This is a genomic window from Aromatoleum petrolei (genome assembly GCF_017894385.1).
Classification (GTDB): Bacteria; Pseudomonadota; Gammaproteobacteria; order Burkholderiales; family Rhodocyclaceae; genus Aromatoleum; species Aromatoleum petrolei.
In genome coordinates, this window is sequence record NZ_CP059560.1 from 717,109 (window position 1) to 735,535 (window position 18,427).

Genomic DNA, 18,427 nt, shown 5'->3' on the forward strand with positions numbered 1-18,427 from the left:
AGACAAGAGATGAAAGTCTTGAGAAATGCATTCACGGCGATTGGCACAATTGCAATTCTTTCGGCGAGCCACGCTGCGCTGGCTGCCATTTCCGCCGAAGAAGCCGACCGGCTCGGCAAGGACCTGACGCCGATGGGCGCTGAAAAAGCAGGCAACAAGGACGGCACCATTCCAGCTTGGGACGGCGGCCTTACCAAGCCGCCTGCCGGTTTCAAGCCGGAAAATGGCTATATCGATCCGTTTGCCGCCGAAAAGCCATTGTTCACCATTACTGCTCAGAACTATGAGCAATACAAGGACAAGCTCACGGCCGGCATGATCGAGATGTTCAAGAAGTATCCGAACTTCCGGATGCCGATCTATCCGACCCATCGCACGTTCGCCAATCCCAAGGAAGTCTACGCACACGTCAAAGAGCAGGCGACCAAGGTCACGGTTGATAAAGCCGGCGGCCTGCAGGACTACTCTGCGCCGGGGATCGGCTTCCCGATCCCCAAGACCGGCGTGGAGGTGATGTACAACCATTTGCTTCGCTGGTACGGCGGTTTCCACTTCTGCACAAACTGGCTGCCGGTTCGGCCCAACGGCGATTATTACAAGGTCGGATATTGCGAAGACCAGATCCAGGCATCCAACATGGATGATCCCGCCCCGGGTCAGATGTACTACTACTTCGGATACTACAGCGCTCCAACGACCCTCGTCGGTACGATGTACCTGGTGCATGAGCCATTCGATTATACGAAAAGCGAGCGCGCGGCGTGGATCTACAACTCCGGACAGCGTCGCGTTCGTCGTGCTCCGAACGTAGCGTTCGACAACGTCGATGACGGAACCGAAGGCATGCGGATCACCGACGACTGGTTTGGCTTCAATGGGAGCATGGAGCGTTATGAATGGCAGCTCGTCGGCAAGAAGGAAATGTACATCCCATACAACGCCTACAAGCTGATTGACCCGAAACTGAAGTACGCCGACATGCTCGACAAGGGCTTCATCAAGCCCGATCTGATTCGCTACGAACTGCACCGGGTGTGGGTCGTCGAGGCCAATCTCAAAAAAGGCATGTCGCACAACTACGCAAAACGCACGTTCTATCTCGACGAGGATAGCTGGCTGATCGCTGCCGCTGACGCTTACGACAGCCGCGGCACCTTGTGGCGATCGTATTCTCTGCCCCTGACGCAGCTATACGATGTGCCCGTCATGCACCAGCGCCCCTACATGGTGCACGATCTGACCAATGGAAATCTTTTCGTCGGTCAGATCGACAACGAAATCAAGCAGCCCTCCATCACCTTCAATGTGAAAGGGAAAGTCGACGATTTCAAGTCCGACGCATTGCGTCGTCGGGGCATGCAGCAATGATGCCATTCGAATGGCATTTTCAGATCAAAGGGAAATGAACTCATGCCCACACGTCTTGACGATGCGCTGATTCATCAGAATTACGGCACGCTCGAACATGTCGTCAATGACGACAAGCGCTGGTTCGACCGCTTCTATTTCAATCTGCAGGCGGTGGACGGCTCACTGTCCATTGCCCAGGGGCTCGGCGTCTATCCCAACATGCAGGTCATGGATGGTTTCAGCCTGATCTGCACGCCGGATTTCCAGGTCAATGTTCGCGCTTCACGGGAGCTGGTGAATGGGAATCGCGATCAAATGGACATCGGCCCGATCCACGCCGAAATTCTCGAGCCAATGAAGCGCTGGCGCTTTCGGCTCGATGAAAACGAATACGGTGTCCGTTACGACTTCGACTACATCGCGAATTTCCAACCGCTGGAGCCCCTGCGCCTCGTATCCTCGGTCGAAGGCCGCCGCGTATGGGACTGGACACACTTCGGCCACGTCGGCCGCGTCGAGGGTTGGGCCGAGATTGACGGCCAGAGAATCCAACTCAGCCAGGACCGGCATTGGGCCATTCGCGACCGCTCCTGGGGTGTAAGACCCGGCGTTGCGGTGATCGAAGATACGTCGGAGTGGTTCAAGCAGGCCAACTGGGGTTCGCGCTACAACTGGGTGTGCGTCCAACTTGAGTCCTTCTACCTCTGGTACTTCCTCACGCACGAAACCGACGGTACGCCGCGCTTCTTTGAAGGCCTGATCCGCTGGAGTGAGCAAGCCGGAGGGCTCCAGGAAAAGGTCGAAAAGGTCGTGCGCCACGTGGAATTCACCGAAGGCGAGCATTTCGTGAATGCCGCCGTCGAAGTCCACCTGACATCGGGACGAATACTGAAGGTGAATATGCGCCGGCTTGCCACCTCCCTTCATTTGCGTGGCGGCAACTACGGTGGCTTCAACGGCATCATTCACGGCATGAGACAGGGGCCGCTGAAAGTCACCGGTGAACGCTGGATGCCTTCAGACTCGAGACTCAATCCGGTGTCGAAAGGGATACAGGAACACGTCGTGGAAGTGACTTGCGACGGCGAACGAGGCTACGGAATCTTCGAAATCCCGTTCGGCAGTTGAAGGGCGTAGTTGGAGCACCATCAAAGGGACTCAATGCGAGTCTCCTCGCGAGTCCCTTTTCTTGGGGCTCGGAGCCCCTTCGCTCCGAGCCCCTTTCTTGACCCCGGCCCGCGCCGCAAGGTCATCTATCATCGGTGTGATGAGCGTGCAGTCCCAACCTTGAAGCGCTCTGCCGATCCGAAACTCCCATCTTGCGATAGATATTCTTCAGGTGCCACTTCACGGTTTCGGGGGTAATGAAAAGCTCCTTGGCGATCTGCTTGTTGGAGAGATTGCGCGACAGCAATTCGAGGATGATCGATTCGCGCCGGCTCAGCGAATTGGGGTCCTGCGTGTCGTCCAGACACCCAAGTCCGGCGGTGACAGATTCTGCGCATGAGGACTCGACGTCCAAGGCAACGAATAGGCGCTCGTAATACGCGGTACGAGGCGAAGCCTCTGCGTCCGCCCTGATGCAGGCCTGAAGGATCGGCACGATGCGTAGTCCCTCGTCGGCAAGCGGACGGATCAATCCCTCGGGGGCGGTGAGCATGAGCACCTGCGACAGACACTGTTGTGCGGCTATGGGATTTCCCGAGTAATGATGCGCAATCGCCAACAGCGTGCGGATTTCCGCTATCTCATACGACGTGGCAGCTGCACCGGGCTCTGCAATTCGCGCAAGCACATCGTTGAGCAGCGTTTCCGCCTCGGCAAAACAATGCCGATGCAACAAAAGGCGAGAACGCGCCGATGCACTCATGAGCATTACGTCCACCCGGTCCGGGTCGACATGTGCCATCTGCAACTGCATCGCCTCCAGCCTCGTCAAAGACCGTTCCGCTGCCGAGTCCTGGTCCTCCAGCAACTCCAGACGAATTCGTTCGCCCATGCTGGCGGCCGCCAATCCGAGCCACTCACGACGCTCGGCGAGCATCTCGATATGATCAAGAATTGCGCGCGCAGCATCCAGCTGTCCGGTCGCCATGCGGATTCGCGCCAGCGATACATAAGCCGTTTGTGTCGGCTCGACAAAACAGACGTCGTCGATCACGTCACATCGATTGGCGAGCAAGCCCTCCACCGATTCGAACAGATTCCAATCGTAATAGACGCCCGCGAGCAAGGCCGCCAGAAAAGTTGCCGTCGCCGAACGGCGCCCGGCATGCGTCTCGCTCAATCTCAGCGCCGCTTCCAACCGCCGCGCCGCAACGCGGATCTGGTTCTCCCGTATCTCCAGCGCCGCAATGAGTCCCGTCCGATAACTCATCATCAGGAGGTTCTGTACCTCCTCCTGGCGGGGACGATAAAAGGCTTCAACCCGTCGCGCCGCATCGAGGTCGCCGCTCTTGCGATAGAGATGAAGCATAGCATTGAGAAAGGCCTCGTCCGTCCAATCGAAACCTCGTCCCGGTTCCACGCCCCGGGGAAACCGCTCGATCCACACCTTCTTTCCGAGCTCGAGTGCCGCCCCGATTCGATCCCCCATGCTCATGATTGAGACGCATTGCGCGCGCAACGTGCATCGCAACTCGTCGGCGTCCGGTGGCGGAGCTTCATTCAGCTGCGTCTGGACTTCATCGAGCAGCGCTCGGGCCTGCTGAGGCTGTACCGTGAGGATCAATGCCCAGATCTGCGCAATTCGGATACTGAAATGCTGCGTCAACGCTTCTTGCGGCAGTTTCTGGATCCAGCTGAGCAAATTGCGCACCCTACCGCTGCGCAGTTCGCCGAGGGCGCAACGCTCCAGCCATTCCGCCGCGAGGTCGCTCCGGTTGGCATCCATTGCGTGGCGCACGGCCTCCGCCCACAGGCCCTGTTCCGAAAACCACTGTGCCGCACGCAAATGCAGACGCTCGCACTCCTGCGGGAAACGGTGCCTCAATTGCGAGCGGAGAAAGTCCGCAAACAATCCGTGATAGCAAAACCACTGCCACTCTTCATCGAGAGGCTGCAGGAACATGTTGTGCCTGACCAACCACTCGAGCTTCCCGGCCGCATCACCGACGCCCGTCAGCGCCTCGCAGAGTGAACCGTTGAGCCGATCTAGTATCGACGTACGGATCATGAATTCAAGCGTCGCTCCAGGGATCTGTGTCAGCACGTTCTCGGCCAGGTAGTCGCTCACGACTCGCGAATGTCGCGAAAAACCGGAGATGAGATCGCGGACGTTCGGACACCCCGTCATCGCCAGGGTCGCCAGCTGCAACCCGACAACCCAACCTTCGGTGGCATCGTGAATGGCCCGGACTTCGTCGGCCGACAATGAAGGCGACATCGAACCGGCGAGAAAGGCTTGCGTGTCGGCCACCCCGAATCGCAGCGTTTCAATATTGACCTCCACCAATTGGTCACTCGCGCGGAGCGAAGTCAGGGGAATCGGCAGGTCGCTGCGGGTTGCCACAAAGATATGCAGGTTTGACGGAATGTGGCGGAGCAGGAAAGCAAACAGCTCGTGGACCTTCGGGTCGGTGATCTTCTCGTAGTCGTCGACGATCAGCGCCACTTCACGTTCGATCTTGTCGAGCGCATTGATGATCGACGTCAGGTGCACGCGCACCGAAACGATCCTTCCCGCGTTGGCAAACTCGGGAGTATCGTCCGCTCGCGACCCCAATGCCTCGGCAAGGGCAGTCGTCAGATATTCGATGAAACGCGTTTCGTCGTTGTCATCCTGATCGAGGGTAAGCCAGGCGACGAAGATGTTGCGTTCGAGCATTTGTTCGCGCCACGCTGTCAGCAAGCTGGTCTTGCCAAACCCCGCGGGCGCTCGGACAAGGGTGAGCGCACGGCTCAAGCCCGACGAAAGCAGGCCGAGCGCCTTCTCGCGACGAACGGGGGGCCGGGTCGGTCGCGGTGGTGTGAATTTTGTCCTGATCAGCATTGCCGGCTTCGAAGCGCCACTGATTCCGGGGTTCAGTCCCCCAAGACAGGCTTCTGCCCACGCGGCGCTTATCCATATCATATAGTACACGAACGATAGCACCGGCCACCGCCCGCGGCGAATGTGCCGAACTCGATCTGTGTCCGATCCCGAATCGGCAGAATGTGGGATGGAGAGGAAAAATCAGTCTCGCGTCACGGTCAGGGGGTCATGCTCGCGACACTTGAACATCGCCTTTCCCTCGTAGGACATTACCGTTTCTCCCCGCTGGTTGACCGCCTCCTGGAGGATTGTGACGACGCCGCGGTTCGGTTTGCTGCGGGAACGGGCCGCCGCAAGGATCGTTGCGCGTGCGCGCAACCGGTCACCGGGACGCACCGGGAGGAGCCAGCGAACTTTGTCGATTCCCGGTGAACCCATTGCAGAATTCCGCGGGATGAAGTGATCGCAATACAGACGCATCACGATCGCTCCCGTCATCCATCCGCTACCGACCAGTCCGCCGAAGTGCGAGCCTTTCGCCGCTTCAGGATCGGTGTGGAAGGACTGGGGATCGTACGCCTTGGCGAAGGAGACAATCTCCTCCTCGGTCACCGGATAGTCGCCGAACTCCACGACCTCGCCGACGGTGTAGTCCTCGAAATAGCGTTCCATCCACGGGACGGTTTTGGCCTGCATCGCTTCAATCCTCTTCGCTCAGCATCAGCGGAGGGACGGCGCGATGGAAGCCCTGGAAGGGACGGTTGCGCGAGCTCTCGCCGAGCGGCCAGGTCTGGCGTGCGTTGGGCGTGCCGCCATCCACGCGGATGCAGCTGCCGGTAATGAAGGCCGCGGCCGGCGACAGCAGGAAGACGATCGCCGCCGACACTTCGGACTCGGTGCCGAAGCGCTTGAGCGGTACCTTGGAGGCATACTTGCGCAGTTCCCGGCGCGCTTCGGGAGAATAGTGGTCGAAGCCGCTGGAGGCGATGCCGCCCGGCGCCACGGTATTGACGCGCACGCCCGCCTCGGCCCATTCGCACGCGGCCGATTCGGTCAGCGTGAACATGCCGCCGCGGGCCGCCGCCGAATGGGAGAAATTCGGCCAGCCGTTCCAGATGTCGGCAATGATGTTCACGATCGCGCCGCCGTGCTGCTCCATCCAGCGCGTATAGGCTTCGCGCATGAAGATGAAGCCGCCGGTGAGGTTGTTGCGCACGACCGCCTCGAAACCGTTGGTGCTGATCGTCTTCATCGGCGCCATCCACTGCCCGCCGGCGTTGTTGACGAGCCCGTCGAGGCGCCCGTGCGCGGCAAGCACCGCGTCGATGGTCTGGCCTACCTGGGCCTCGTCGCGGATGTCGCAGGCGTGGATGCTGACCTTGCCGCCATCACCGAGGATTTCGTCGCGGACACGGTCGAGCTTGGCGACGTCGCGGCCGACGATGGCGACAGTCGCACCCAGCGCGGCGAGCTCGTGCGCGGTGCAGCGCCCGATGCCGCTGCCGCCGCCGGTGACGAGGATGGTCTGACCCGCGAACAGGTCAGGGTGGAAAACGGATTGGTAGCTCATGCGGGGTTTCCTTGTCTCCGTGCGGCGTGTGCGCCTTTATAGGTATTGCACTGCTTCGCGACCGACGCGCTCGCGCGCGATGATCAGTTTCATCACGCCCGCCGTGCCGTCGCCGATCTCCAAGCCCGTCACGTCGCGCATGCGCTGCTGATGCGGCGTGTCGAGCGAGTAGCCGTAGTGGCCGAAGGTCAGTAGGCACTGATGGATCACATCGACCGCCGTCTTCGGCCCCATCCACTTGACCATCGCCGCCTCCGCCGTATGCGGCAGGCCGGCATCGCGCAAGGCGAGGGCGTGATAGGCAAGCTGACGCACCGCGGCGATCGTCGATTCGCCGTCCACCAGCGGGAAGGTGACGCCCTGGAACTGCGCGATCGGCCGGCCGAAGGCCTGGCGTTCGCGCGTGTAGGCCCAGGCTTCGTCGAGCGAGGCCTGCGCCGCGCCGATGCATTGCAGCGCGATCAGTGCACGGCTGTAGTCGAAGCCGACCATCACCTCGGTGAAGCCCTTGCCCTCGGCGGCGAGGATGTTTGCGGCCGGCACCCGCACGTCGTCGAAGAACACCGAGCCGCGCCCCTGGATGCGGCAACCGACGTCCGTGAAGCGCGTGCGCTGGATGCCCGACGCGTCGCCCGGGACGAAGAAGGCGGTGATGCCGCGCGCGCCCGAGTCAGGCGTGCCGGTACGGGCGAACACGAGGAAGGCGTCGGCGCTGTCGGCGAAGGAGATCGAGGTCTTTTCGCCGTTCAGGACGAAGTCGTCGCCGTCGCGGCGGGCGCGCATCTGCAGGCTCGACGCATCCGACCCGCCCCGCGGCTCGGTCACGCAGATCGCGACGATCGCCTCGCCGCGCGTCATCCGCGGCACCCATTCGTCGACGATAGGGGCCGGCGCGCTGCGGGTCATGATCGCAGCGAGCAGGCTCATTTCGACCGACAGCCCGGCCATATTGAAGTCACCGTAGGCAAGCTCTTCGCAGATCATGCCGGTTGTGACCCCGTCCAGCCCCATGCCGCCGAGCCGCTCGGGCACATCCGCGGCGAGCAGGCCCATCTGCCCCATCTCGCGCATCAACGCGCGGTCGAGCCGCCCCTCGGCTTCGCGCTTCTGATAGCCCGGCAGCAGGCATTCGCGCGCGAAGCGACGGACGGTCTCGCGCAGCGCCTGCTGGTCATTATTCGGAATCATGCTTTCTCCTTGTTCGATGGCCGGCATCAGTAACCCGGGAGTGCCGCCGCGGCGCCGGTCCAGCTGCGCGGGCTGCCCAGGCCGTACTGGCGCGGAAAGGCCGGTTCGACGCCGAGCGACATCGCCGCCTTCAGCGCCCAGCGCGGATCGAACAACATCGCCCGGCCGACCGCGACGCAGTCCGACTGTCCGCTCGCGACGGCATGCTCGGCGAGCCGGGGTTGATGAATCAGGCCGACGGCGCGTATCGGAAGACCGGTCGCCTTGCGTACCCGCGCGGCGTAATCGAGCAGGTAGCCGGGCTCGGCGGGAATCCGCACGCCCTCGGCGATTGCCCCGGCCGACACGCAGATGAAATCGACGCCCGCATCCTTGAGTGCCGCGCAGACGCGCAGGGTGTCGTCGAACGACAGCCCACCGTCCAGCCAATCGTGGCTGTTGATCCGCACGCCCAGCGGCCGCCCCGCCGGCCATTCCGCCCGCACGCGCGACACGACTTCGAGCGGAAAGCGCATCCGCCCGGCAAGATCTCGGCCGTAGGCGTCATCGCGCCGGTTCGAGAGCGGCGAAAGGAAGCTGCTCAGCAGGTAGCCATGCGCGAGGTGCAGTTCGAGGTAGTCCACGCCGATGCGCAGCGCGCGCCGAGCACTCGCGACAAAGGCCTGCGCGATGCGTTCGAAGTCGGATTCCTCCATCGCCTTCGGCACCGCCCTGCCCTGTCCGAACGCGATCGCCGACGGCGCGACCAGCGGCCAACCGCCCTCGCCAAGGCCGCCGCCGCCATGCCACGGTGCGTGGCATGAGCCCTTTCTGCCTGCATGCGTGAGCTGGATTCCGACGCGGATCGGCGAGAGCCGGCGTATGTGCTGCACCAGTCCGGTCAGCCCGTACTCCTGCTGGTCGTTATGGAGTCCCAGGCATCCGTCGGTAATGCGCCCCTCGGCGCTCGCCGCGGTCGCCTCGATCGTCATTGCGGCCGCGCCGCCGATCGCCAGCGCGCCGTAGTGCTGCATGTGCCAACTGCCCGGGACACCTCCGCTCGCGCTGTACTGGCACATCGGCGCCACGAAGATGCGGTTGTCGAACTGCAGCTTTCCGATCTCGAACGGCGAAAACAAGGCACTCATCCGACCTCCGAATCCCGATATTGAGGGGGGCTTGCGTTATCTGTACGATACCATATCATATGTCTAAAGACGCAACCGAAATCACATGGGAAGAGGCGAAATGAACGGAAAATTGCTGGAGGGCAAAGTCGCCCTCGTCACCGGCTCGGGGCGCGGCGTGGGGCGCGGAATCGCGCTGGATCTGGCCGCCGCCGGCGCGCGCGTGGTGGTCAACGACATCGGGGCCTCGACGACCGGCGAAGGGGCGGACCTCGGGCCGGCACAACAGGTCGTGGAAGAGATCCGCGCTGCGGGCGGCCACGCGGTCGCCGACACGCATTCGGTCGCTGATTGGGACGAAGCGCACGCAATGGTGCAGACCGCGATCGACGCGTTCGGCCGCATCGACATCGTCATCAACAACGCCGGCATCCTGCGCGACACGATCTTCCACAAGATGACGCGCGAGGAATTCGAGGCCGTCATCAACGTGAACCTGAACGGCCCCTTCTACGTCAGCCGCGCCGCCGCACCGCACTTCAAGGCGCAGAATGGCGGCAACTACGTGCACATCACGTCGAGTTCCGGCCTCATCGGCAACTTCGGCCAGGCCAACTACGCCGCGGCCAAGCTCGGCGTCGCGGCCCTGTCGAAGAGCATCGCGATGGACATGCAGCGCTTCAATGTGCGCTCGAACGCCGTCGCCCCTTGGGCGTGGACGCGCATGGTGAACACCATCCCCGCGGAGACCGAGGAGCAGAAGAAACGCGTCGAAGGACTGATGAAGCTGATCCCGGAAAGGATCGCCCCCTTCGTCACCGCGCTGTCGAGCGACGCCGCCGCCGGAGTGACGGGCCAGATCTTCGGCGTGCGCAACAACGAGATCTATCTCTTCTCCCAGTCACGTCCGATCCGCACCGCCCACACTTCGGACGGCTGGACGCCGGAGTCGGTCATCGAGCGCGTGTTCCCGATGTTCGAGAACGACTTCTATCCGCTGCACCGCTCGGGTGACGTCTTTACCTGGGACCCGGTCTAGCTGCGAGGTTTTCCTCCTCTCCGATTTGATCCCTCTCTCCTCCTCGGATCGGAGTTTCGGCCCGCTCATTGAGCGGGCCTTTTTTCGATCCCGTGTTCCGTCCGGAGCGCAGCACCACCTCGTGGCGCCGCAGGTCGTAGCCCACTGCCACCGCATGATGCCACCGGGGTGCCCGATCAAGGCGGAGGTTCTGTAACACCACGACCGGATGGCCGGCGGCAAGCCCTTCCACGCCCATTCGTCCGGACTCAACTACCGCAGGTCGTGTCGGTTCGTCGATCTCAACGAAAGTCTTTCGATTGTGGCCTACATTGTATTTATATGGGATCGGGACGCCGTCCGCACGAATCGATCGTCGTGCTCGATGTATTTTTGGGGTCCGGTACTTGCAAACGTCGCCCACGGGGCGCGGTCATCCGGGACGTTCATGGAACATGGCGACGTCGAGCGCAAGTATTCCGTTCAGCTAGACGCTGAACTGGTTGCCTTGCTCTACAGGAACGCGCCGCAGGCGTATGCCATCACGCTCGTCAATGGTGCGATCCTGGCATTCGTTCAGGGCTCTCATGTCGCCTTTTCCCCCTTGCTCGCCTGGTATGGGGCGCTGGTGTCGGTGACGGCACTGCGCACCTGGCTGGTGCGGCGCTACGTCCGCGCCCGCACTGCTCCCGACGCAGCGCGCCGATGGAATTCCGCATACGTGGCCGGAACCGCCCTCGCCGGCTGCGTCTGGGGGGCGACGGCTTTTGTCATGATCCCGAGCTCGTCGGCCGCCCACGAGGTATTCGTCGCCTTCGTCCTCGCCGGCATGTCCGCCGGCAGCATTACCGTCCTGGCATTCAGGATGGAGGCCTGCCTGGCGTTCCTGCTCCCGACGCTGCTGCCCCTGGCGTTTCGCTACCTCATGCTCGGTACGACACTGCACGCGGTCATGGGCATCATGACCTCGATCTTCCTCATCGGAATGCTGATTACGGCATTGAGTTTCAATCGCTCGGTTCGGACCTCGTTGATCCTGCGCTTCGACAAACGCGAACTGGAAGAGGAGAACAGACGGCGCGACCGTGCCGAGCAAGCCCTGCTACTGGAGAAGGATCGGCTGCTGACGGTCCTGAGCTCCATCGGTGAGGGCGTCGCGCTGATCGACGCCGACGGCCGCATCGAGTACCTGAATTCTGTCGCCGAAGGAATCTGCGGCTACTCTTCCGACAGCGCGCGAGGCCGTCCCGCAAGCGAGGTGTTCGAGAGCTTCGACCGCGAATTGCACGAACGGACCAGCACCGGCATGGAAGACACGCTGAACAGGGCTTGCCACATCACGAAACAGACGGTCATGGTGCTCAACGGCGGAGACAGGCGCGTCATCGAAGAGCTGGCAACACCTCTGTACGACCGCCACCGGAAGGTCGTGGGCGCCGTGTCGATCCTGCGCGACGTGACCGAGGCGCTGCAAAGGGAGGAAGAACTGGCGCACGCGGCGGATCACGACGCGCTGACCGGACTGCCCAACCGCAGTCTGCTGCACAACCGACTGCAACAGGCCATTGTCCGCGCGCAACGCAAGCACGAGACCTTTGCGCTGCTGTTCCTGGATCTGGATCGTTTCAAGGAGGTCAATGACACGATGGGGCATGCCGCCGGCGACGCCCTGCTCGTCGAAGCGGCCAGGCGCCTGTCCCACGCCGTGCGGGAAGAAGACACGGTCGCGCGACTGGGGGGCGACGAATTCGTCGTGCTCCTCGAAGGACCGACCCTGGAACGCCACGCCCAGGCGATCGCCGACAAGATCTGCCAGATCGTGGGCGAACCGTATGAGCTGGGCACACAATCCGCGACCGTCTCCGTCAGCATCGGCGCCAGCTTCTTCCCCAAGGACGGACGTGACCCGGACGCCCTGCTATGTCACGCGGACGCCGACATGTACCGGGCGAAAAGAGGATAGGCGTCGCCCCTTACATGGCAGGAATCGTCGCCGGCCAGGGATCACGGGATTCACGAGATCCTGATTCGGACTTTCGCACGGCCGCTGACGATTCGCCGACCTTCGTGGGTCAGCATCTCGAGTCCGATTTCGGCATGTTCGCCCGTCCGGTCCACAAGTGTCATCGACACCCGGGTTGGCTCGCCGACCTGTAGCACGCCTTCGAACCGGGTCGAGAAGCCGCGAATCGCGTCGGTTTCGAAGTGATCGGTGAGCAGGCGGCCGAGAAGGGCCATGTTGAGCATGCCGTGCACAACGAGATTGTCGAAACCGGCCTTGCGGGCGAAGGCTTCATCGAGGTGCAGCGGGTTCATGTCGCCGGAGGCGTGGGCGTATTGCGCGAGCTCATCCTTGACGCGCGCGGGACAGTCGCGGGCGGCGAGCACCGCGCCGACTGCAACATTGAGCAGGTCGATCGCCATCTCAATGGCTCCGGGCAGCGTTACGAACAAGCACGATCTGGCGCGAGCGGGCGGCCAGCATTCCCGAGGGGCCGGTGAAACTCGTCTCGATCACGATGAACTCCATCTCACCGCCTTTCTTGTCGTACAGGTCGGTAACGCGGCGCTCGACCACGAGCTCGTCGCCGGCGCGCACCGGTGCAAGGTAGTCGAACTGTTGTTCGGCGTGCAGCACCCGCGGCAGCGGCACAGCCAGCGCGTCGAGGATTCGCCGCGAACTGTTGTCATCGCCTTCCAACACCTTCAGGAAGGTCGGCGGTGCGATGCGCTCGCGATAGAGCGGATTGCGCTCGCCGATGGCGTCGGCGAAACGCGCGATGCGCTCAGGCGTTGCCGTCACCTTGAACGGAGGCAGCGCGAAGCCGAGAAACTTTCGGTCGATCGCCACGTTCGTCCTCCTCAGGCTGCAATCGCCGCAAACAGCGACTCGACACCCTCCGGCCACGCGAATATCGAGGCTCCTGACGCGCCCGCGGCGCGGCGGCGCAGCACCTCGAGCCCCTGCTGCGCGGCATAGGCGAACGGTCCGCCAGTCCAGGCCGGCGCGACTCCCGCGACGACGGCAGCCGAGTCCGCGAGCTGCGTATCCGCAATCGCACCCGCCTGCCAAGCGCGGATCGCTGTCAGCGAGATCGCCAGTAGCTGTTCGTCCTCGCTGCATCCCGCTTCCCGCGCGACAGTCACGCTGAGCGACAACTGCAGCAGCACGGAGGCATCGCCACGCGTTTCGAGGATCGCATCCGCACGCAGCCAGCGGGTTGCCGCGAGGCCGGCGTCGCGCGCGCCCGCGTCGTCCGCGGCGAGCACGACTTCGACGGCGCGGCCGTATTCGGTCTTCGGGGACAGCCAGATTCCCGCGGCCGCCCCGCCGAGCGTGGTCGCGTCCTCCGTCAACCACCGTACCGATGATTCGCGGCTGACAATGGCATCCCCCGTGCACACGGCAACATCGCCGGGCGACAGCGCTTCGGGCGCAACGATTCGCGCCCTGCCCGCCGCGAGCATCTTCGCGACCGCTTCACTGCCCTCGCCGATCACGGCCACCTGCGCCTTGCGCGGGTCGATCGAGACCGGCTCCGCCTTCAGCGAACGCTGCCGGTTGAGGAACAGCGCGCGCACCATGTGACCCGCGACCGGGTTGCGGATCAGGTTCACGAAGATATCCATCTCGTTCGCGAGCGCAGCGTCCATCGGCATGGCCCAGCCCTCGACCACACAATTCATGATTGCAGCGTAGGCCGGATATTTCGCGAGGGTTTCGTCCGGCACGCCGAACGCGTCGGCGATGCGCTGGAGCGCGCCGGGGGCATCGAAGACGAGTCCTTCGTCGTCGAAATGCGCGTCCGCGCGATCCCAGGGCGGCGTCGCGCGGTCGAGCGAGTGCAGCGCGCGACTCCTCGCCGCCGCAATCAGTTCCACGGGCGGGACGATCTCGTCGACGAGACCGCATTCGAGCGCCGCTGCAGGCGAGAGCGGGTTGCCGTCGAGCAGCATGCGCAGGCCCAGCTGCGCACCGACCAGCCGCGGCAGCCGCTGCGTTCCGCCGGCTCCGGGAAGGAGGCCCAGCTTGATCTCAGGCAGGCCGAGCAGCACGTTCGGCGCGTCCGCGACGACCCTGCCGTTGCATGCGAGGCTTACCTCCAGCCCGCCCCCGAGTGCCAGCCCATTCACCGCCGCAATCCACGGCTTCGGGCTTTTCTCCAGCCGGCGGAAGATGCGGCCGAGTCGTCCGCATAGCTCCACCAGCTGCGCATGGGAATCCGACCGGGCGCGCTTGTCGAACACGTTGCTGATCATCGCGAGATCGGCTCCCGCGATGAACGCCGGCTTGCCGGAGGTCAGCACCACCGCCCGCACCTGCGAACTCTCCTCCACGTGCATGACGAGTCGCTCGAGCGAATCCATCATGTCCAGGGAGAAGACGTTCATCGAGCGGCCCGGCATATCGATGCATGCCAGCAAAACGCCGTCGCGATCCAGTTCGATCCTGATGTTCTGATCCATTGCGCGCCCGGATTCTCGGTTAAAGGTACTTCTTGAACTCGGGCTTGCGCTTCTCGTTGAACGCGCGCACGCCTTCCTTCGACTCTTCGCTCTGGTAATAGCCCTTCACCGCGGCCACCCCCATGAAGCTGATGCCACGGATGTTCTCGCTGTCGGCGTTGAACGAACGCTTGGCGATCGCGATGGCGGTGGGGCTCAGCTGGTTGATCTCGGCAGCCCAGGCCTCGCATTCCGCATCGAGTTCGTCGTGCGGCACGACCTTGTTGACGAGACCCATCTCGAGCGCTTCCTGCGCCTTGTAGCGGCGGCACAGGAACCAGACTTCACGCGCCTTCTTCTCGCCCAGCATGCGAGAGAGGTAGGCGGTGCCGAAGCCGGGGTCGACGGAGCCGACCTTCGGCCCGACTTGGCCGAACTGTGCCTTCTCCGACGCGAGCGTCAGGTCGCAGATCGTCGCGAACACGTTGCCGCCACCGATCGCGAAGCCCTGCACGCGGGCGATCACGACCTTGCGGCAGTCGCGGATCGCGCTCTGCAATTCCTCGATCGGCAGGCCGACCATGCCGCGCGGGCCGTACAAGCCGTCCTCGGAGAGGTGCACCTTCTGGTCGCCACCGGTGCAGAAAGCCTTGTCGCCGGCGCCACCGAAGATCACGGCGTTGACCGACTTCTCTTCGTCGGCCATGCGGAAAGCCTGGATCAGCTCTTCCACCGTCTGCGTGCGGAAGGCGTTGAAGACTTCGGGGCGATTGATGGTGATGTACACCGCATTCGCGCCCACTTCGTAAATGATGTCCTTGAATTGCGTGCTCATGGTTTCTTGTCCGCTGGATGTGAAAGGAAAATCAGCCGTGCATCGTCAGGCCACCGGAGATGCTCACGGTCTGGCCGGTCATGAACGAAGCGTCGTCGCTCGCGAGGAAGGCGACGAGGCCCGGGTAGTCGTCCGGCTCACCGATGCGGCCGAGCGGCACGCCGCGGACCATCGCGTTGCGGATCTTCTCGCCCTGTTCGCCGGTGCCGACGAAGGCATCCATCGCTGGGGTGTTGGTCGGCCCCGGGCAGACGCAGTTGAGCAGCACGTTGTTGCGCGCCACTTCGCGGGCGAGTGCCTTGGCGAACGAGATCGTCGCGCCCTTGCAGCCGGAATAAACCACTTCGCCGGACGAACCGACCCGGCCGGCATCCGACGCGATGAAGATCACGCGCCCGCCGCCGCGCTGGGCCATGCCGGACACCACGGCGTGGGTCATGTGGATCGGCCCGAGGTAGTTGATGTCGACGACCTTGCGCCAGAAGTCCGGCGTGGTCTTAAGGAAGGCGGTCGGGGTATCCCAGCCGGCGTTATTCACCAGCGCCCAGGTCGGCCCCAGGCGCGATTCAATTGCCGCGACGGCTTCCGTGACCTTCGCGTAGTCGGTGATGTCGCACACCTCGAAGTCGGCCTTGCCGCCAGCCGCCCGGATCTCCTCGACTGCGGCGTGCGCGGCCTGGCCGTTCAGATCCAGGACGCCCACGGCCATCCCCTCCTCGGCCAGACGCTTGGCGATTGCCAGCCCGATGCCGCTCGCCGCGCCCGTCACCAGCGCGACCTTGTCCTTGAGTCCTCGCACAACTGTCTCCTTTGAAGCGGTTAGTCAATTCAATTGGGATCGGTTCGAATCACACTGTGCGCTGAGCCTTGCTTTGCTCGCTCGCAGCCTTGGCCTGTTCCTTGATGTGGGCCCACTGCTCGTCCGAGAGCTTGTTCAGCCCGGCGAAGGTGGACGGAGCCGCAAGGTGGTGGGCGCCGTCGATCGCGATCGTCTCGCCCGTGATGTAGTCGCAGCCGTCCGATTGCAGCAGCAGCACGAGATTGCCCAGCTCCGAAATCTCGCCGAAGCGTCCGGCCGGCACCTCGTCGGCCTGCGTTGCGCCCACCGAGCTGTCGTCGGTCGGGTTGAGCATCTTCCAGGCGTAATCGGTCGGGAACGGCCCCGGCGCGACCGCATTCACGCGAATGCCGTACTTCGCCCATTCGACCGCCAGCGACATCGTCATCGCGTTCACCGCGGCCTTCGCCATCGCCGAGGGCACGACGAAGGGCGAGCCGGTCCAGATCCAGGTCACCAGCGTCGACACGATGGAGCCCTTCAGTCCGTTCGCGATCCAGCGGCGGCCGACGGCGTGCGTCGTGAAGAAGGCGCCGTTCATCACCGTGGAGGTGATCGCCTCGAAGCCGCGCGGACTCAGGTCCTTGGTCGGCGCGATGAAGTTCGCCGCGGCGTTGTTGATCAGGCCGGTAAGCGGGCCGTACTTCTCCCAGATCTCCCCGACCGCGGCGTCGACCGCCTCGGCCTTGCGGATATCGACCGCCTGCCAATGCACGCGCTGCGCGTCGACTTCGGCGTTGATCTCGGCCGCCGCATCTTCGAGAACCTGGGCACGTCGCCCCCAGATGTGGACTTCCGCTCCGTGCGCCGCGAGATGCCGCGCCAGCCCCTTGCCGATGCCGGTGCCGCCACCGGTGATCAGCACGCGCTTGCCAGCAAGACATTGTTTATCGAACAGCATATGGTCTCCTTGCCCGGCATCCGGCGGACGCCACGGGGTTGTCATTCGCTACGCATAGTTCAGGCGTGATTCGGCGCAGCCTTTTGTGCATTACCGCGCGACTCCAGCCAGTTCGGCCAGCCGGCGCGCTCGTTCTGCGCCATCGCGAGCTTCTGCTCCTCGGGGGAGGCGAAGTCGCGGTCCCAGCGTTCCAGCGCGGGCTTGATGATCGAGTTGAACCACAGCGGCGGAACCAGCGCGGCGAGGAAGCACACGAACACGCTCGGCATAGGGATGGCCATCCGGTCGGGCACCAGCGCGTAATACGGTGCGTAGGAGTTCAGGTGGTGATCCGCATGGTTGGTGATCTCGAAGGTCATGATTCGCGACAGCGGCCTGAGGTGGTTCCACACGTGACGCCGCTCGATCGGAGTGCCGACCGCCCGCACTTGCCCGTAGTGCTGGAAGTAGTTGAAGGTCTCGATCCAGAAGCGCGCGACGATCATCGCTCCGAGCGACACGAGATTCGCCTCCCAGCCACCGATGGAGTAAATGAGCGACTGGAACACGAGCTGTGCGAGGATCGCCTTCCACAGCCGATGGCGGATCGACCAGCGTCCATAGCCGCGTTTCTGCAGCGCGTCGCTCTCGGTGCGCTGGCAATCGAGCGTCGTCTCGAGCACGGAACGCGGCGCGAAGCCGTAAAGCGACATGCCGCGCGGCGCCGTGTCGCTGTCCTTCACCGTGGCGACATGGATGTGATGCGTGACGACGTGGCCGATGTCGCGCGTGCAGTCCAGGTAGCAGACCTGCGCGTAGCGCCCGGCGAAGCGCGAGATTGCGCCACGCTGGTGGTAGAGCTCGTGCGTCGCCGGGATCACGGGCAACACCGACAGCCAGGCCACGCTGAGCAAGGCGCCGATCGTCTGCGCGCCGTCGAGTTGGCCGTTCAGGACGATCCACGCGAGGGCGAGGTACAGCGTGGGGCCGAGAATGGTGCAGATCCAGACCGGGATCAGTGACAGCGCGCGGCTCTTGATCTGCCGCGGCGAATAGTCTGCGGGCAGGATGCTGTCGACGAGGGCGAGCAGCGGAAAGGTGGCAATACCGACCCACACCCAATGCCCTCCGGCCAGCAGGCCCGCGAGCGTTGCCAGTTGCATCAGTACGGGCACGAAATACTTGAGGTAATCCATCTTCTTGTCTCCAATCCGGTCCGGCTT

At 63.4% G+C, this 18,427-nt stretch carries 16 protein-coding genes; 4 read left to right on the forward strand and 12 right to left on the reverse strand.

Going from position 1 to position 18,427, the window contains the following annotated elements:
- Positions 1 to 9 precede the first annotated feature (9 nt).
- On the forward strand, positions 10 to 1,368 hold the full coding sequence (locus ToN1_RS03290; protein ID WP_169204574.1) for a DUF1329 domain-containing protein: 1,359 nt from the start codon (positions 10 to 12) through the stop codon (positions 1,366 to 1,368).
- Positions 1,369 to 1,410: 42 nt separating this feature from the next.
- A complete protein-coding gene (locus tag ToN1_RS03295; RefSeq protein WP_169204575.1) occupies positions 1,411 to 2,478 on the forward strand; it encodes an Rv3169 family protein in 1,068 nt (355 codons plus the stop codon).
- Between the two features lie 121 nt (positions 2,479 to 2,599).
- Here the strand turns inward: ToN1_RS03295 and ToN1_RS03300 are convergent, their stop codons facing one another.
- The 5 genes from ToN1_RS03300 to ToN1_RS03320 all read right to left on the reverse strand — a co-directional run bounded on the left by ToN1_RS03300 (position 2,600) and on the right by ToN1_RS03320 (position 9,208).
- Positions 2,600 to 5,341, reverse strand: a complete 2,742-nt coding sequence (locus ToN1_RS03300) for a winged helix-turn-helix domain-containing protein (protein ID WP_169204576.1) — start codon at positions 5,339 to 5,341, stop codon at positions 2,600 to 2,602.
- A gap of 183 nt (positions 5,342 to 5,524) precedes the next feature.
- Positions 5,525 to 5,995, reverse strand: a complete 471-nt coding sequence (locus ToN1_RS03305; protein ID WP_244860952.1) for a MaoC family dehydratase — start codon at positions 5,993 to 5,995, stop codon at positions 5,525 to 5,527.
- A 28-nt stretch (positions 5,996 to 6,023) separates the two neighbouring features.
- A complete protein-coding gene (locus ToN1_RS03310) occupies positions 6,024 to 6,893 on the reverse strand; it encodes an SDR family oxidoreductase (protein WP_169204578.1) in 870 nt (289 codons plus the stop codon).
- Between the two features lie 36 nt (positions 6,894 to 6,929).
- Positions 6,930 to 8,081, reverse strand: a complete 1,152-nt coding sequence (locus tag ToN1_RS03315) for an acyl-CoA dehydrogenase family protein (protein WP_169204579.1) — start codon at positions 8,079 to 8,081, stop codon at positions 6,930 to 6,932.
- A 26-nt stretch (positions 8,082 to 8,107) separates the two neighbouring features.
- A complete protein-coding gene (locus ToN1_RS03320; RefSeq protein ID WP_169204580.1) occupies positions 8,108 to 9,208 on the reverse strand; it encodes an oxidoreductase in 1,101 nt (366 codons plus the stop codon).
- 100 nt (positions 9,209 to 9,308) lie between these two features.
- Here ToN1_RS03320 and ToN1_RS03325 point away from each other — a divergent pair, with 100 nt between their 5' ends.
- Both ToN1_RS03325 and ToN1_RS03330 read left to right on the forward strand, forming a co-directional pair.
- Entirely contained in the window at positions 9,309 to 10,226 is a 918-nt protein-coding gene (locus tag ToN1_RS03325) for an SDR family NAD(P)-dependent oxidoreductase (RefSeq protein ID WP_169204581.1), read from the forward strand.
- A 208-nt stretch (positions 10,227 to 10,434) separates the two neighbouring features.
- Positions 10,435 to 12,168 carry a GGDEF domain-containing protein gene (locus ToN1_RS03330; RefSeq protein ID WP_244860953.1) on the forward strand — a complete coding sequence of 578 codons (1,734 nt, stop codon included), beginning with the start codon at positions 10,435 to 10,437 and terminating at the stop codon, positions 12,166 to 12,168.
- A gap of 50 nt (positions 12,169 to 12,218) precedes the next feature.
- Here ToN1_RS03330 and ToN1_RS03335 read toward each other — a convergent pair whose 3' ends face one another.
- Genes ToN1_RS03335 through ToN1_RS03365 form a run of 7 tightly spaced genes read right to left on the reverse strand, consistent with a single transcriptional unit; the run spans position 12,219 to position 18,400 of the window.
- The gene (locus ToN1_RS03335; protein ID WP_169204582.1) at positions 12,219 to 12,629 is read right to left on the reverse strand and encodes a MaoC/PaaZ C-terminal domain-containing protein; all 411 of its coding nucleotides are present in this window, start codon (positions 12,627 to 12,629) and stop codon (positions 12,219 to 12,221) included.
- A gap of 1 nt (position 12,630) precedes the next feature.
- Positions 12,631 to 13,056, reverse strand: a complete 426-nt coding sequence (locus ToN1_RS03340) for an FAS1-like dehydratase domain-containing protein (protein ID WP_169204583.1) — start codon at positions 13,054 to 13,056, stop codon at positions 12,631 to 12,633.
- An 11-nt stretch (positions 13,057 to 13,067) separates the two neighbouring features.
- On the reverse strand, positions 13,068 to 14,672 hold the full coding sequence (locus tag ToN1_RS03345; RefSeq protein WP_169204584.1) for an enoyl-CoA hydratase-related protein: 1,605 nt from the start codon (positions 14,670 to 14,672) through the stop codon (positions 13,068 to 13,070).
- Positions 14,673 to 14,691: 19 nt separating this feature from the next.
- Positions 14,692 to 15,486: an enoyl-CoA hydratase-related protein gene (locus ToN1_RS03350; RefSeq protein WP_169204585.1), complete on the reverse strand. Its 795-nt coding sequence runs from the start codon at positions 15,484 to 15,486 to the stop codon at positions 14,692 to 14,694.
- 31 nt (positions 15,487 to 15,517) lie between these two features.
- Entirely contained in the window at positions 15,518 to 16,285 is a 768-nt protein-coding gene (locus ToN1_RS03355) for an SDR family oxidoreductase (protein WP_169204586.1), read from the reverse strand.
- Positions 16,286 to 16,334: 49 nt separating this feature from the next.
- Positions 16,335 to 17,225 (reverse strand): SDR family oxidoreductase, encoded by an 891-nt coding sequence (locus tag ToN1_RS03360; protein ID WP_169204587.1) that lies wholly within the window; start codon positions 17,223 to 17,225, stop codon positions 16,335 to 16,337.
- A gap of 59 nt (positions 17,226 to 17,284) precedes the next feature.
- Positions 17,285 to 18,400, reverse strand: coding sequence for an alkane 1-monooxygenase (locus tag ToN1_RS03365; protein WP_169204588.1), 1,116 nt, complete (start codon positions 18,398 to 18,400; stop codon positions 17,285 to 17,287).
- Between the last annotated feature and the right edge of the window lie 27 nt (positions 18,401 to 18,427).

Excerpts from the sequence above, each read along its gene's own strand:
- ToN1_RS03315 (WP_169204579.1), bottom strand. The coding sequence starts at position 8,081 with ATGATTCCGAATAATGACCAGCAGGCGCTGCGCGAGACCGTCCGTCGC.
- ToN1_RS03325 (WP_169204581.1), top strand. The coding sequence starts at position 9,309 with ATGAACGGAAAATTGCTGGAGGGCAAAGTCGCCCTCGTCACCGGCTCG.
- ToN1_RS03350 (WP_169204585.1), bottom strand. The coding sequence starts at position 15,486 with ATGAGCACGCAATTCAAGGACATCATTTACGAAGTGGGCGCGAATGCG.
- ToN1_RS03345 (WP_169204584.1), bottom strand. The coding sequence starts at position 14,672 with ATGGATCAGAACATCAGGATCGAACTGGATCGCGACGGCGTTTTGCTG.
- ToN1_RS03335 (WP_169204582.1), bottom strand. The coding sequence starts at position 12,629 with ATGGCGATCGACCTGCTCAATGTTGCAGTCGGCGCGGTGCTCGCCGCC.
- ToN1_RS03310 (WP_169204578.1), bottom strand. The coding sequence starts at position 6,893 with ATGAGCTACCAATCCGTTTTCCACCCTGACCTGTTCGCGGGTCAGACC.
- ToN1_RS03305 (WP_244860952.1), bottom strand. The coding sequence starts at position 5,995 with ATGGAACGCTATTTCGAGGACTACACCGTCGGCGAGGTCGTGGAGTTC.
- ToN1_RS03290 (WP_169204574.1), top strand. The coding sequence starts at position 10 with ATGAAAGTCTTGAGAAATGCATTCACGGCGATTGGCACAATTGCAATT.
- ToN1_RS03320 (WP_169204580.1), bottom strand. The coding sequence starts at position 9,208 with ATGAGTGCCTTGTTTTCGCCGTTCGAGATCGGAAAGCTGCAGTTCGAC.
- ToN1_RS03300 (WP_169204576.1), bottom strand. The coding sequence starts at position 5,341 with ATGCTGATCAGGACAAAATTCACACCACCGCGACCGACCCGGCCCCCC.
- ToN1_RS03330 (WP_244860953.1), top strand. The coding sequence starts at position 10,435 with ATGGCCGGCGGCAAGCCCTTCCACGCCCATTCGTCCGGACTCAACTAC.
- ToN1_RS03295 (WP_169204575.1), top strand. The coding sequence starts at position 1,411 with ATGCCCACACGTCTTGACGATGCGCTGATTCATCAGAATTACGGCACG.
- ToN1_RS03360 (WP_169204587.1), bottom strand. The coding sequence starts at position 17,225 with ATGCTGTTCGATAAACAATGTCTTGCTGGCAAGCGCGTGCTGATCACC.
- ToN1_RS03365 (WP_169204588.1), bottom strand. The coding sequence starts at position 18,400 with ATGGATTACCTCAAGTATTTCGTGCCCGTACTGATGCAACTGGCAACG.